The 13,547-nt window shown below is 61.4% G+C and carries 12 protein-coding genes; 6 read left to right on the top strand and 6 right to left on the bottom strand.

Annotated elements, in window-relative coordinates; genetic code table 11:
- Positions 1-62: 62 nt before the first annotated feature.
- The 5 genes from QQL64_RS16175 (at position 63) to dcp (ending at position 7,668) form a co-directional block, all read left to right on the top strand.
- Positions 63-2,345: a hydroxymethylglutaryl-CoA reductase, degradative gene (locus tag QQL64_RS16175; RefSeq protein ID WP_284401501.1), complete on the top strand. Its 2,283-nt coding sequence runs from the start codon at positions 63-65 to the stop codon at positions 2,343-2,345.
- On the top strand, positions 2,338-2,940 hold the full coding sequence (gene idi, locus QQL64_RS16170; protein ID WP_284401500.1) for an isopentenyl-diphosphate Delta-isomerase: 603 nt from the start codon (positions 2,338-2,340) through the stop codon (positions 2,938-2,940). Before QQL64_RS16175 ends, idi begins: the two co-directional genes overlap by 8 nt.
- A gap of 130 nt (positions 2,941-3,070) precedes the next feature.
- On the top strand, positions 3,071-4,210 hold the full coding sequence (gene hpnH / locus QQL64_RS16165) for an adenosyl-hopene transferase HpnH (RefSeq protein WP_284401498.1): 1,140 nt from the start codon (positions 3,071-3,073) through the stop codon (positions 4,208-4,210).
- Positions 4,211-4,234: 24 nt separating this feature from the next.
- Positions 4,235-5,338 carry a glycosyltransferase gene (locus QQL64_RS16160; RefSeq protein WP_284401497.1) on the top strand — a complete coding sequence of 368 codons (1,104 nt, stop codon included), beginning with the start codon at positions 4,235-4,237 and terminating at the stop codon, positions 5,336-5,338.
- Between the two features lie 119 nt (positions 5,339-5,457).
- On the top strand, positions 5,458-7,668 hold the full coding sequence (gene dcp / locus QQL64_RS16155) for a peptidyl-dipeptidase Dcp (protein ID WP_284401496.1): 2,211 nt from the start codon (positions 5,458-5,460) through the stop codon (positions 7,666-7,668).
- 56 nt (positions 7,669-7,724) lie between these two features.
- Here dcp and QQL64_RS16150 read toward each other — a convergent pair whose 3' ends face one another.
- The 4 genes from QQL64_RS16150 to bufA2 form a co-directional block, all read right to left on the bottom strand.
- Positions 7,725-8,636 (bottom strand): AraC family transcriptional regulator, encoded by a 912-nt coding sequence (locus QQL64_RS16150; RefSeq protein WP_284401494.1) that lies wholly within the window; start codon positions 8,634-8,636, stop codon positions 7,725-7,727.
- Between the two features lie 57 nt (positions 8,637-8,693).
- The gene (locus tag QQL64_RS16145) at positions 8,694-9,497 is read right to left on the bottom strand and encodes an HvfC/BufC N-terminal domain-containing protein (protein ID WP_284401492.1); all 804 of its coding nucleotides are present in this window, start codon (positions 9,495-9,497) and stop codon (positions 8,694-8,696) included.
- Positions 9,494-10,351, bottom strand: coding sequence for an MNIO family bufferin maturase (gene bufB / locus QQL64_RS16140; RefSeq protein WP_284401490.1), 858 nt, complete (start codon positions 10,349-10,351; stop codon positions 9,494-9,496). Before bufB ends, QQL64_RS16145 begins: the two co-directional genes overlap by 4 nt.
- Positions 10,352-10,418: 67 nt before the next feature.
- Positions 10,419-10,688, bottom strand: coding sequence for a BufA2 family periplasmic bufferin-type metallophore (gene bufA2, locus QQL64_RS16135; protein ID WP_284401488.1), 270 nt, complete (start codon positions 10,686-10,688; stop codon positions 10,419-10,421).
- Between the two features lie 275 nt (positions 10,689-10,963).
- Between bufA2 and QQL64_RS16130 the strand changes: the two genes are divergently transcribed.
- Positions 10,964-11,425 carry a DoxX family protein gene (locus tag QQL64_RS16130; RefSeq protein ID WP_284401487.1) on the top strand — a complete coding sequence of 154 codons (462 nt, stop codon included), beginning with the start codon at positions 10,964-10,966 and terminating at the stop codon, positions 11,423-11,425.
- On the opposite strand, the gene QQL64_RS16125 is transcribed toward QQL64_RS16130, so the two are convergent.
- Together QQL64_RS16125 and QQL64_RS16120 are read right to left on the bottom strand one after the other, a co-directional pair.
- Positions 11,426-12,064: a LysE/ArgO family amino acid transporter gene (locus QQL64_RS16125; RefSeq protein WP_284401485.1), complete on the bottom strand. Its 639-nt coding sequence runs from the start codon at positions 12,062-12,064 to the stop codon at positions 11,426-11,428.
- Positions 12,061-13,428: a glutamate--cysteine ligase gene (locus QQL64_RS16120; protein ID WP_284401483.1), complete on the bottom strand. Its 1,368-nt coding sequence runs from the start codon at positions 13,426-13,428 to the stop codon at positions 12,061-12,063. Before QQL64_RS16120 ends, QQL64_RS16125 begins: the two co-directional genes overlap by 4 nt.
- Positions 13,429-13,547: the final 119 nt, after the last annotated feature.

The raw sequence follows: 13,547 nt of genomic DNA, 5'->3' as shown, positions 1-13,547 counted from the left end.
ATCGCAAGCGACGTCCCGGCAGTGGGGCACGTACATACAGACCTATGCGGAGTGCAGAAAGCATGAGCGCCGAATCTTCGAGTGCCGAACGTTCCCGATTCCCCGCCTTCTACAAACTTTCCGTCTCCGACCGCGTACGCATCATGCATGAGCGCGGCTGGTTGTCCTCGGAGGACTATCAGGCGCTCGTGTCCGGCGAGCACACGCTGAAGATTCACAAAGCCGACAAGATGATCGAGAACGTCGTCGGCGTGATGGGTCTGCCGGTCGGCCTGGGTCTCAATTTTCTCGTCAATGGTCGCGATTACATCGTGCCGCTGGTGGTGGAAGAGCCGTCGATCGTGGCGGCCTTGTCGTCGGCAGCCAAAGTCGTTCGCGGCACCGGTGGCTTCACCGTCGAAAGCACTGAGCCGGTGCTGATCGGACAAGTGCAAGTGGTGGATGTGCCGCACCTGGCGCATGCCAAGGCGACGTTGCTGCAACGGAAAGACGAACTGCTCAACCTCGCCAACAGTCTGCATCCGCAGATGGTGGCGCGCGGCGGCGGTGCGCAGGATCTGGAAGTGCATGTGCATGCTCGCGCCGAAGGCGGCGACATGCTGGTGGTGCATTTGCTGGTCGATACGCGCGATGCGATGGGCGCCAACCTGGTCAACACCATGTGCGAAGGCGTTGCCTCGCTGGTGGAGACGATGACCGGCGGCCGCGTATTCCTGCGCATTCTCTCCAACCTCACCGATCGTTCGATGGTGCGCGCGCGTTGCGTGATTCCCGTCGAGCATCTCACCGGCAAAGGTTTTGCGGGCGAGGAAGTGCGTGATGGCATCATGCTCGCGAACGAGTTCGCCAGCATCGATCCTTACCGCGCCGCCACGCACAACAAGGGCATCATGAACGGCGTGGATGCCGTCGCGCTGGCCACCGGCAACGACTGGCGCGCGATCGAGGCTGCTGCGCATGCTTATGCTGCGCGCGGCGGTCGTTATACCTCGCTGACGCGCTGGTACAAGGGCGAGAAGGGTGAGCTGATCGGCGAGCTCGATATTCCGATGAAGGTCGGTATCGTCGGCGGCCCGCTGCAATCCAATGCCACGGTAGCGCTCGATCTACGCCTGCTTGGCGTGAAGACCGCGCGCGAACTGGCTGAAGTGATGGGCGCGGTCGGTCTGGCGCAGAATTTCTCGGCGCTGCGTGCGCTTGTCACCGAAGGCATCCAGCAAGGTCATATGACCCTGCATGCGCGCAGTGTTGCGGTGGCCGCAGGTGCCACGGCGGAGATCTTCGACACGGTGGTCGAGCGCCTGGTGGAAAGCGGCGAGATCAAGATCTGGAAAGCGCAGGAGATCGTCGATCAGGTGCGCAAGGAGTCGCGCGGCGTTCCCGAAACAACGGTCGAGCATCCGGCGGTCGATCACCGCGCTTGCGGTCACGGCAAGATCATCCTGCTCGGCGAGCATGCCGTGGTTTACGGCAGCCACGCGATCGCCGCACCGGTGCCGCTGGCTGTGCGCGCCATCGCGCAGGACACGACATCCGGCGGCGTCGACATGCTTATCCCGCGCTGGGGTGTGGAATATCGCCTGCATCGCGATCCGGCACACCGCGATTCGTTCCAGCGCTCGCTCGGCATCATCTTCGACACGCTGGAACTGACCGAGCGCTCGGTGCGCATCGAAGTGTTCCCGAATGTGCCGCGCGCGATGGGCCTGGGTGGTTCCGCGGCGATGGCGGTGGCGGTGATCCGTGCACTCGACCAGCATTACAAGCTTGGCCTGAGCGATGAGGAAATCAACGCGCTGGCCTTCCGCTGCGAAGAAGTGGCGCACGGCTCGGCCTCCGGCATCGACAACACGGTGGCAACTTACGGTAAACCTCTGCTCTACAAGCGGGCGGCCAAAGCGGGCGGCGCACCGATGGTGCAGGAGTTGAAACTGCCCAAGCGCATTCCGCTGGTGATCGGCATCAGCGGCAAGGAAAGTCTTACCGCTGTAACGGTCGGCAAGGTGCGGACGGCGTGGCAGCGCAACCCAGCGCTATACGACGGCATCTTCCAGCAGATCGACGGATTGACCCTGCAAGGCGTGGAAGCCATGCAGCAGTACGACCTGGAGCGTCTCGGCGATTTGATGAACATCTGCCACGGCCTGCTCAATGCGTTGCGCGTATCGAGCTGGGAAGTGGAAGAACTGGTGCAGATCGCGCGCGAGCATGGCGCGCTCGGCGCCAAGCTCACCGGCGGTGGCGGCGGCGGTTCCATCGTCGCCTTGTGCCCGCAGAACCGCGAGAAAGTCGCGGCCGCGATGCGCGACGCCGGTTATCAGGCGATGGAGGTCGACATTGGATAATCAAGAACTGGAACGCCAAGAGTGGCGCGATTCGAAGGAAGTAGTCTCCTTCGACGACGAGCCCTTGGTGCTGGTCGATCAAGACGATCGCGAAGTAGGTTTCCTCGATAAGGCTTCCGCGCATACCGGCAAGGGCACCTTGCACCGGGCGTTCTCGCTGTTCGTGTTCAACGCGAAGGGCGAGCTGCTGCTGCAACAGCGAGCAGCAGGCAAGCGCCTGTGGCCGGGTTACTGGTCCAACACCTGTTGCAGCCATCCGCGCCGCGGCGAAACGCTGGACAACGCGATTCATCGTCGCTTGAAAGAAGAGCTGGGTCTGGCGTGTCCGCTCGAATTTCTGTTCAAGTTCGAGTACCAAGCGCAATTCGACGCCGAGGGTGCGGAGCACGAACTTTGCTGGGTCTATGCAGGCCGCAGCGACGACGCACCGACCGTTAATGTGAACGAGATCTCAGCTTTGCGCTATATCTCGCCGGACGCGCTCGATGCGGAGATGGCGGCCAAGCCGGAGGCTTTCACACCCTGGTTCAAGATCGAATGGCAGCGGATTCGTCGTGAACACGCTCACGTGTTCGCGCCGCAGTCCAAGGGTTAGGCAGGGTAGTAATAACAGCGGCCACGCGGGTGGCTTATACTGAACCATGTGCAAGACTTGATTCCGTTGATGCGCGAGCTGTACCCGATGGTCTGCTTGCGCGAAACGAACTGACGTTCCGGAGAGTCCTTTGGGTATCCCACTTATTCAGCAGACCACGATCGCGCGCTACATCCTCGGCAAGAAGCTGAGCGGTCAGAAGCGTTACCCGTTGGCGATGATGTTGGAGCCGCTGTTCCAGTGCAATCTGGCGTGCGCAGGCTGCGGCAAGATCGACCAGCCCAAGGAAATCCTGCAAAAGCGCATGAGCGTCGAGCAGGCTTTGGCAGCTGTGGACGAATGCGACGCACCGGTGGTTTCGATTCCCGGCGGCGAGCCGCTGATCCACAAGGACCTGCCGAAGATCGTCGAGGGCCTCATTGAGCGCAAGAAGTTCGTATACCTGTGCACCAATGCGATCCTGATGCCCAAGCACATCGACGAATACAAACCGTCGCCATACTTCACTTGGTCGGTGCATCTGGATGGCCTTGAAAAGCGTCACGACGAATCCGTTTGCATGGATGGCGTGTTCGAGAAGGCGGTGACGGCGATCAAGCTTGCGCTGTCCAAGGGTTTCCGCGTCACGGTCAACTGCACGCTGTTCAACAGCGAGCCGCCGGAAGAAGTGGCCGACTTCTTCGACTATGCGATGGAACTGGGCGTGGAAGGCATCACCGTGTCGCCCGGCTACAGCTACCAGCATGCGCCGCGCCAGGACGTGTTCCTCGGTCGCAGCGAAAGCAAGCAGCTGTTCCGCAACATCTTCAAGGTCGGCAAGGAACGCAAGCGCAAGTGGGCGTTCAATCAGTCGGCGCTGTTCGTGGATTTCATCGCGGGCAATCAGTCCTACCAGTGCACGCCGTGGTCCAACCCCACCTACAACATTTTCGGTTGGCAGAAGCCGTGCTATCTGCTGGTGGATGAAGGCTATGCCAAGACGTACAAGGAACTGATGGAAGACACCGAGTGGGAAAAATACGGTGTCGGCATCAATCCGAAGTGCGACAACTGCATGGCGCACTGCGGCTTCGAAGGTACGGCGGTCGACGATATGTTTGCCCATCCGCTGAAGGCGCTGAAGGTGTCGATGTTCGGTCCGCGCACCGACGGTCCGATGGCGCCGGATCTACCGGTGAAGTACGGCAACCGTGCTGACGCCACCGCGATCCATATTCCGATCAGCTCGATCCAGCGCCGTAGTGCGACGGGTACCGACGCGAATCATTGACGCAAACCGCCGAGACCGATGGGCATGCTGGGATGGATTGCCGCGTCGATACCGGCAGTAATGTGGGTGGGCCTGCTGCTCGTACCGTGGCGGCCCTGGAGTACCCGCGAACGCATTGAGGCCGACCCGCAAGCCGGGTTGGCCGATCTCGGCGAGATCACGGTACTTATTCCCGCGCGCAACGAGGCCGATGTCATCGGCCTCACGCTCGCTGGTCTGCAAACGCAAGGAACAGGTTTGCAGGTCGTCGTGATCGATGACCAATCCAGCGACGCCACCGCGCAGATCGCCGCCTCTTTTCCGAACACCCGCGTTGTCAGCGGCCAGCCCTTGCCGGAAGGCTGGGCCGGCAAGTTGTGGGCGCTGGAACAGGGCAAGGCGCATGTGCATACGCCGATGACCTTGCTGCTGGATGCCGATATCCAGCTGCAGCCTGGCCTGCTCGCGGCTCTGCTGGCGCACAAGCGGCACGACAACCGCCAATTCGTCTCGCTGATGGCCGACCTGCGTCGCACCAGCTTCTGGGATCGCCTGCTGCTGCCGGCCTTCGTGTACTACTTCAAGCTGCTGTATCCGTTTGCGCTGTCCAATTCCAGCTTCCGCCACGTGGCGGCGGCGGCCGGCGGCTGCATCCTGGTCGATACCGAGGCCCTGCAACGCGCAGGTGCTTTCGCCAGCTTGCGCCATGCACTGATCGACGACTGCACGCTGGCACGCCAGGTCAAGAACGCTGGCTATCGTATCTGGCTGGGCCTGAGTCGCAGCGTGGTGAGCCTGCGTCCTTACGGCACGCTGCGTTCCATCCACGACATGGTGGCTCGCTCAGCCTTCACCCAGCTCGGCTATTCCACGCTGTTGTTGCTGGTGGTGACGGCATTGTTTGGCCTGGCCTACGGGTTGCCATTTCTACTGCTGGGTTCGGCGCACGCCTGGCGGTTGGGATTGATCGCCTGGGTGGCCATGATGCTCAGTTACCTGCCGATGCTGCGCTATTACCGGATGCCGCTGGCCTGGGCTTTGCTGCTGCCGGTCAGTGCGGTGCTCTACCTGGGCATGACCTGGAGCTCGGCGATCCGCTACTGGCGCGGCGTCCGCTCGCGCTGGAAAGACCGTACCTACAGCACTTGACGGGGCCTGCTTCCCGCCCGTGTCGTCCGTCAGGCTTGGAAGATCGGCACGCTCTGGCTAGAGTCGGAGGCTGACTATTCACGCCCCGCCCGCCGGGCACACCACTTTGGGGAGCTTTCATGCCTCGTCTTCGTCTTCTAGCGATTGCCACCTCGATCGCTCTCGCCGCCTGTTCGCAGAGTTCCAATAACGCAGGCAACCCGACACCGGAATCGTCCGCGAGTGCGCCGGCCCAGGCGGCCAGCACGGCGGCGCAGGCACCGGCCAGCAATCCGTTCTTCACTGCCAGCACGCTGCCGTATCAGGCGCCGCCGTTCGACAAGATCCAGGACAGCGACTACCAGCCGGCCATCGAAGAAGGCATGAAGCAGCAGCTGACGGAAGTCGACAAGATCGCTAACAACCCTGAGCCGCCGACATTCGAGAACACGTATGTGGCGCTGGAGAAATCCGGTGTGCTGCTCAGTCGCGTGATGATGGTATTCAACGGCGTGACTGCCGCCAACACCAACGACGCGCTGCAGAAAGTGCAGGAAGACGAAGCGCCCAAGCTCGCTGCGCATGCCGATGCTATCCATCTCAACGACAAACTGTTCCAGCGCATCCAGACGGTGTATGACCAGCGTAATTCGCTCAAGCTCGATCCCGAATCGCAGCGCCTGATCGAAGTCGTCTATCGCCAGTTCGTGATGGCGGGTGCGAAGCTGTCGGAAGCCGACAAGACCAAGCTCAAGGAATACAACAAGGAAGAGGCCGGGCTTGAAGCACAGTTCAACAACAAGCTGCTTGCCGCTGCGAAGGATGGCGCGCTGGTAGTTGACGACAAGAGCAAGCTCGCCGGTCTTTCCGATGAAGACATCGCAGCCGCTGCGCAGGCCGCCAAGGATCGTCATCTCGACGGCAAGTGGGTACTCACGCTGCAGAACACCACGCAGCAGCCCCTGCTGCAGGACCTGACCGATCGCGCCACGCGCCAGGCGCTGTTCGAGGCCTCGTGGAATCGTGCCGAAAAGGGCAATGCCAACGACACTCGCGAAATCATCGAGCGTCTTGCCCAGTTGCGTGCGCAGGAAGCCAAGCTGCTCGGCTTCCCCAACTTCGCCGCCTGGACGCTGGAAGACCAGATGGCCAAGACGCCCGAGACGGTCATGAGCTTCATGGACAAGCTGGCACCGGCCGCTGTGGCGCGCGCCAAGGTCGAAGCTGCCGATATCCAGAAGCAGATCGACCAGGATCAGGCTGCGCTCAAGCAGCCGACCTTTAAGCTCGAACCGTGGGATTGGGAGCACTACGCCGAAGAAGTGCGCAAGGCCAAATACGATCTCGACGACTCGCAGATCAAGCCGTACTTCGAACTGGATAACGTGCTGCAGAACGGCGTGTTCTACGCCGCGAACCAGCTCTACGGCTTGACCTTCAAGGAGCGCAAGGACATCCCGGTGTACAACCCGGATGTACGCGTGTTCGAAGTGTTCGACAAGGACGGCAAGTCGCTGGCACTGTTCTATTGCGACTACTTCAAGCGCGACAACAAGAACGGCGGCGCCTGGATGGACAACTTTGTCGGCCAGTCCAAGCTGCTTGGCACCAAGCCGGTGATCTACAACGTCGCCAACTTCACCAAGCCTGCCGCAGGCCAGCCGGCCTTGCTGTCGATGGACGACGTGATCACCATGTTCCACGAATTCGGCCACGGTCTGCATGGCTTGTTCGCCGACGAGCAATACCCGACGCTGTCCGGTACGCAAACCGCACGCGACTTCGTCGAGTTCCCGTCGCAGTTCAACGAACACTGGGCCACCGATCCGAAGGTGTTCGCCAACTACGCCAAGAACTACAAGACCGCCGAGCCGATGCCGCAGCCACTGGTCGACAAGATGAAAAAGGCCGGCCTGTTCAACAAGGGCTACGACATGACCGAGCTAGTCGCCGCGGCGATGCTCGACATGAACTGGCACATGCTCAGCGCCGACGCGCCCAAGCAGGATGCCGATGCCTTCGAAACCGCTTCGCTGAAAAAAGACGGCGTGGATCTTTCCTATGTGCCGCCGCGCTACCGCTCCAGCTACTTCCTGCACATTTGGAGCAACGGCTACTCGGCGGGTTACTACGCCTATCTGTGGACGCAGATGCTGGCTGACGACGCGTTCGAAGATTTCAAGGAGCACGGCGGCCTGACCCGCGAAAACGGCGACCACTTCCGCGCCATGATCCTCTCGCGCGGCAACACGGTAGAACTGTCCAAGTTGTACAAGGACTGGCGCGGCCAGGACCCGGTCATCGAGCCGATGCTGATCGATCGTGGTCTGAAGCAGGCGCCCGCGAAGTAAGATGTGCGTGCGCAAAGCAATGCAAAAAGGGCCGGCATATTGTCGGCCCTTTTTTCTCAGTTCAACGTGCGGACTTCTCGCCCCGCGCGGATTCGCCCCGGGCATATGCCGCTCACTCGCTTGAATAGCCGCCGGAACGCCGCTTCGCTGCTATAGCCGAGCTGATCGGCAATCGATGCCACAGACAGCTGCCGATCGCGAAGCAAACGTTCGGCAACGCTCACTCGCCATTGCGTGACGTACTGCATCGGCGGCATTTTCATCAGTTGCGCAAAGCGTTCGGCGAAGGCGGAACGCGACATGCAGGCGAGCGAGGCCATCGATTGCATAGTCCACGGGCGGCCGGGATTTTCGTGCACGGCCTGCAATACTTTGCAGATGCGCGTATCGGTCAGCGCGGCGAACAGGCCGCGGTGATCCGTGTTGCGATTGGCATAGTCGCAGACGGCGAGCGTGAACAGCGTATCGGCGAGTTTGTTCAACAGCACCTGGCGTCCGGCCATACCGGAATTCACAACGTCGACCATCATGGCCGACAAGCGCCGGAACACCTGGTCGGCTTGCGCTGCGCGCACGACGAAACAGGTAGGCAGGGCATGGCTGAGCGGATGCTGGGTATGACTGGAAAAATGCAGTTCGCCGCAGATAAGGCTGGTCGAAGAGGTGTCGCTGCCATCGGCTGCACATAAGCGATGCGGGTCGCCGTGCGGGAGCACGATCAGGTCGCCGGCTTCAAGATGCAGTGCTTCGGTGAGCACCGTGCTTTCCACGAGGCATTCGCCGGCGCCCACCAGATGGAACAGTCCGCAGGCATAACGCGGCTCGTCCATGAACCATGATCCGCAGTGATGCAGCTCGGCCACGACGTCCACGCGTAGCATGGATTGGTTGAGCAGGGATTCCAGGGCTGGCTCGACCAGCAGCGGCCGCGGCCTGTCGGCGAGAACGGGTTGGTGCTCGATGTACATGGGCGACGCTTCCGTGACTGGGCTCTATGCCAGTTATTCGCCGGAAGCCGGCGCCGGTTACATCGCGGACCCCGACAAGGAGGGGTCGAATGTCCAGCCGCATATCAGGCCAGCCTCCAGCCAGCGTTTCAGCAAGGCCACCATGCGCAGCGTAGCGGCGGATTCGTCATGGTGCTCGGCCAGCCTTTCGCACAGTGACGCGAAGGGCTCGCCGCGCATCGCAGCGCCTAGCACTTGCCATTCGTCGCCATCCAGGGGGCGATAGTGAACCGTCATCGCTTGTCGCCACACCATCACTTGGTGCGGGTGGGCAAAGCGTTGCAGGCGCGGGCGTTTGGCGTCGCGGTCCGCGGCGCGGCGGAATGCATCGGTGTTGTGCATACATGTAAGTACTTGCAGATTCTTCTGCAACGACAAGCGCAGATCGGCCCATGCATCGGGCGGCACGACCGATAGTTCAGCGACGCCCATGCTCGATTCGTCTGCCGCGTCAAATGCGGTGGAAATGGCCCAGTCAAGGCGAGCCATCTCGGTCAGCTGCGGCTTGTCGCGCCAAGGCCGGGCGTAGTCGAGGAATGCGGCCAGGCCGGCGCCATACCAGCGAATGTTGTAGTGCTCGGAAGGATGCGCGTCGATGTAACGGTCCAGCAACGTCTCGAAGCGCTGGCCAACCATGCATTGCAGGCCGGTGAATTCACCTTTCAAAGCATCGCGCAAGCGAAAGCGGTAGCCATGCCGATAAACAGCAAGCCGGCTGTTGGTATCGGCGATGCGGTCACCGCGCACGATGTGCGGCGGCAGCGCCTTCTCGGCAAGCACCGCCTGCAGCATCTGTTGCTGGATCGCTTGCAGCGAGCTCATGCGGCATCCTGCAGCAGCGGTTCGGCCAGCGTGCGGGCATGTTCGAGCTCGGCCATGAGTTCGGCCAGCGGCGGGAAGTTGTCGTCGCGTTCGATCATGGTCGATACGCGACCGAAACGGCGTACGGCCTCGAGATACAGGTCCCACACCGCGTTGGAAACGGGCGCATCGTGCGTGTCGATAATCAATTGCTCGCCTTGCTCGTAACCGGCAAGATGAAATTGCTGTACACGCGATGCGGGAATGCCGCGCAGATAATCCAACGGCGAGAAGCCATGGTTCATCGCGCTGACATGCACGTTGTTGACATCGAGCAGGATCAGGCAATCGGCGCGTTCCGCCACCGCGGCCAGGAAGTCCCATTCGCTCAGTTGCGAATCGGCGAAGCTCACGTAACTGGAGACGTTCTCCAGCAGGATGCGTCGTTTGAGCGTGTCCTGCACGCGTTTCACACGGCTTACGACATGGTCGAGCGCTTCTTCGGTATACGGCAGCGGCATCAGGTCATGCAGATTGACGCCCTGCACGCCGGTCCAGCACAGATGATCGGACACCCACGCCGGCTCGATGCGTTGTGCCAGTGCAGCCAGCCGAGCGAGATAGTCGTCATCCAGCGGGTCGGTACTGCCGATCGACAACGACACGCCATGCATCACCAGCGGGAAGCGTTCGCGGAAACGATCGAGCCACACCAGCGGCAAGCCGCCGCTCACCATGTAGTTCTCCGAAACCACTTCCAGCCATTCGACCTTGCCGGGGTTGGCGAGCAGCGCTTCGTAGTGCTCCACGCGCAAACCGAGTCCGTAGCCGAGATAGGGAAGTGAGCCGGAACATGTCGTGGATGTTATGGCCATGGCGTGACTCGTATTCTCGAGATAAGGGCGGGGTGCGCGCGATGTGCGCGCGACCCCGCCGGATCCATCACTTCTTCGCGGCGGCCTGCGCAGCGTCGCAATCGGCCTGGGTCTTCTGCATGGTGAAACCCTGACCCTTGCACGAGTTCTGGCCCTTGCAGGAGTTCGTGGCCTGCTTGCAGGCGCCGTGGCCCTTACAGGACGACGAGTTCATGCACTTGACCGCTGCCTGGTCGCCGGCCGGTGCGCCAGCCGGTGCGGCGGATACCGCGGTGGCGGCGAACAGACCGGCCACCAACACGGCCATGGCACTGGCGTTGACTGTCTTGATGTTCATAGTTATGGCTCCGTAAGAAGTTTGTGTTCGCCGCGGTGCGGCAAAGGGGGGTGTCTTGTCCGTCATGCAGGTATCGCCTGCTTGTATCGGTCTCGACAGGTTCATTGTGTTGCCTGCAACTCTTTATAGCTGCGCCCAGGCATCCCGCTTTTATGCTCGATCGTCCGGTCTGTGGCATGGTTGGACCCAAGGCAAGAAAGCCTGGACGTACGGACATGGTGGGTATGGGTGGGCTCGCGCATCATGCGCTCACTTCATTCAAAGGAATATGTGCGATGCGTCAATTTATGGCGGCAAAGGCCTCGCGCCTGCTCGAGATACTTCATGCCTGGCGCTGGCTTGGGCCACTGGTCGTGCGGCTGGTGTTCGGCTACTTCTGGCTGGAAACCGGCATCGCCAAGGTCCACAACCTGGAGGGTTTCACCCAGCGCTTTATGGGATGGGGCATTCCATTCCCGGCATTCAGCGCCGCGCTGTCGGCGTGGACCGAGCTGGTTGGCGGGCTGCTGTTGATGCTCGGCCTGTTTACCCGGCTAGTCACCATCCCAATGATCATCAACATGATCGTGGCCGTGACGCTGGTGGTGTCGAGCAATCTGATGGGTTTGGATGACTACGTCGAAGCCGATGAAGTGGTCTATACGCTGATCTTCTTCTGGTTCCTGATAGCCGGCCCAGGCAAGGTCAGTCTCGACACCTGGGTGGCACGCTGGCTGGGTATTCGTACCCAGGATTGATCAGCGCGCGAGGAAGGACATCAGCAACTTGCTGGCGATACTCCACATCACCAGCGCGATCAGAATGTCCAAGACGCGCCATGCCATCGGCTTGCGGAACAGGGGCGCAAGGAGCCGCGCACCGTAGGCGAGCGCGAAGAACCAGATGAAGGACGACGTTGCAGCACCGATGGCGAATAGCAGTCGCGGCCCCGGCAATGGCCATGCCGAGGCAAGGCTGCCGATGAGCAAGACCGTATCGAGATAGACATGTGGATTGAGCCAGGTGAAACCGGCGCATGTGGCGATGACTCGCCACATGCTGCTGGATTTGCCGTGGGTATCAGCAGTCAGTGCATGGGGATGAATCGCGCGGCGCAATGCCTGCACGCCGTACCACACAAGCGCCAGAGCACCAGCGCCTGCGACGAATGCCAGTGCGCGCGGATGGTGTCCAATGGCGATGCCCAGGCCGCCCACGCCGGCGGCGATGAGTAATGCATCGGAGAGGGCGCAGAACAGCGCGACTGGAAATCGGTGCGACTGCAGCAAGCCCTGGCGCAGGACGAAGGCACTCTGCGCGCCGATCGCGACGATCAAAGACGCTCCGAGCAGCAACCCCGACAGGAACGGAGCGTGTGCCGCTGCCGCCGTGATCAATACGCGAAATCCTTGAACACCGGATCGACGCTGCCGTTCCATTCGCCATGGAACAATTCGAGCTTGCGTTCGGCCGGAGTCTGGTTGGCGTGGACGATTTCGATCATCGGTTCCAGGAAAATGCTTTCGTCAGCGCCGTTGCGATTGAGCCGATGGCGGCGCTTGAGACCATGCGAGGCGATCTGCAAGGTTTCATGTGCGAGATCGCGCACCGTGCCCTGGCGGAACGGTAGCTTCAATCCATGCTTCGGCACGCCATCGCGCAGCGCGTGGCGTTCCTCGCGAGTGAAGTCCTTCACCAAATCCCATGCGGCATACAGCGCGTCGTCGTCGTAAAGCAGACCAACCCACAGCGCGGGCAATGCACACAGGCGATTCCAGGGACCGCCGTCGGCGCCGCGCATTTCCAGGTATTGCTTCAGGCGCACTTCGGGGAAGGCGGTGGTGAGGTGGTCGGCCCAGTCCTTCATCGTGGCGCGCGTGCCGGGCAGGGCGTCGAGTGTGCCGTCCATGAACCGCTTGAAATCTTTGCCTGCCAGATCGATGTAGCGACCGTTCTGGTAGCTGAAATACATCGGTACATCGAGGATGTAATCCACGTAGCGCTCGTAGCCGAAGCCCTCTTCGAACACGAAATCGAGCATGCCAGTGCGGTCTGCGTCGGTGTCGGTCCATACGTGCGAGCGATACGACAGATAACCATTGGGCTTGCCCTCGGTGAAGGGCGAGTCGGCGAACAGCGCGGTGGCGATCGGTTGCAGCGCCAAGCTGGTGCGGAACTTGCGCACCATGTCCGCTTCGCTGCCGAAATCGAGGTTCACCTGCACGGTGCAGGTGCGCGTCATCATGTCCAGTCCCAGGGAGCCGACCTTGGGCATGTATTCGCGCATGATCTTGTAGCGGCCTTTCGGCATCCACGGCATCTCGTCGCGGCGCCACTTGGGTTGGAAACCCATGCCGAGGAAACCCAGGCCCATGCCGTCGGCGACGGAGCGCACTTCCTCCAGATGGCTGTTCACTTCGGAACACGTCTGGTGAATGGTCTCCAGCGGGGCGCCTGAAAGCTCCAGCTGGCCGGCCGGTTCGAGCGTGATGTTGGCTTGGCCGCGAGTCAGCGCCACCGGAATCTCGCCTTCGCGGGCGATATCCCAGCCGTAGCGGGCGGCGATCCCTTCAAGCAGCGCACGGATGCCGTGATCCCCCTCGAAAGTAGGTGGACGCAGATCGTCGGTGCGGAAACCGAACTTCTCGTGCTCGGTGCCGATGCGCCAGGCGTCGCGCGGCTTTTCGCCGGCGGCGAGGTAATCGATCAACTGCTGGCGACCGTGGATGGGGGTGCTCTTGACGGCACTGGGGATGGACACGTGGCAAGCCTCATCGCACGGGAATAGCCTCCGACTATGGAGGCGCTGCACAGCCCCCAAAAGGGGGCGAGCGAAAATAAATTGTACGTGACAGTACAGCTACGGCCTGAACCTACGTA

The sequence above is a fragment of the Dyella lipolytica genome (genome assembly GCF_030160075.1).
Classification (GTDB): Bacteria; Pseudomonadota; Gammaproteobacteria; order Xanthomonadales; family Rhodanobacteraceae; genus Dyella_B; species Dyella_B lipolytica.
This window is presented reverse-complemented; position numbering and strand designations above follow the sequence as displayed.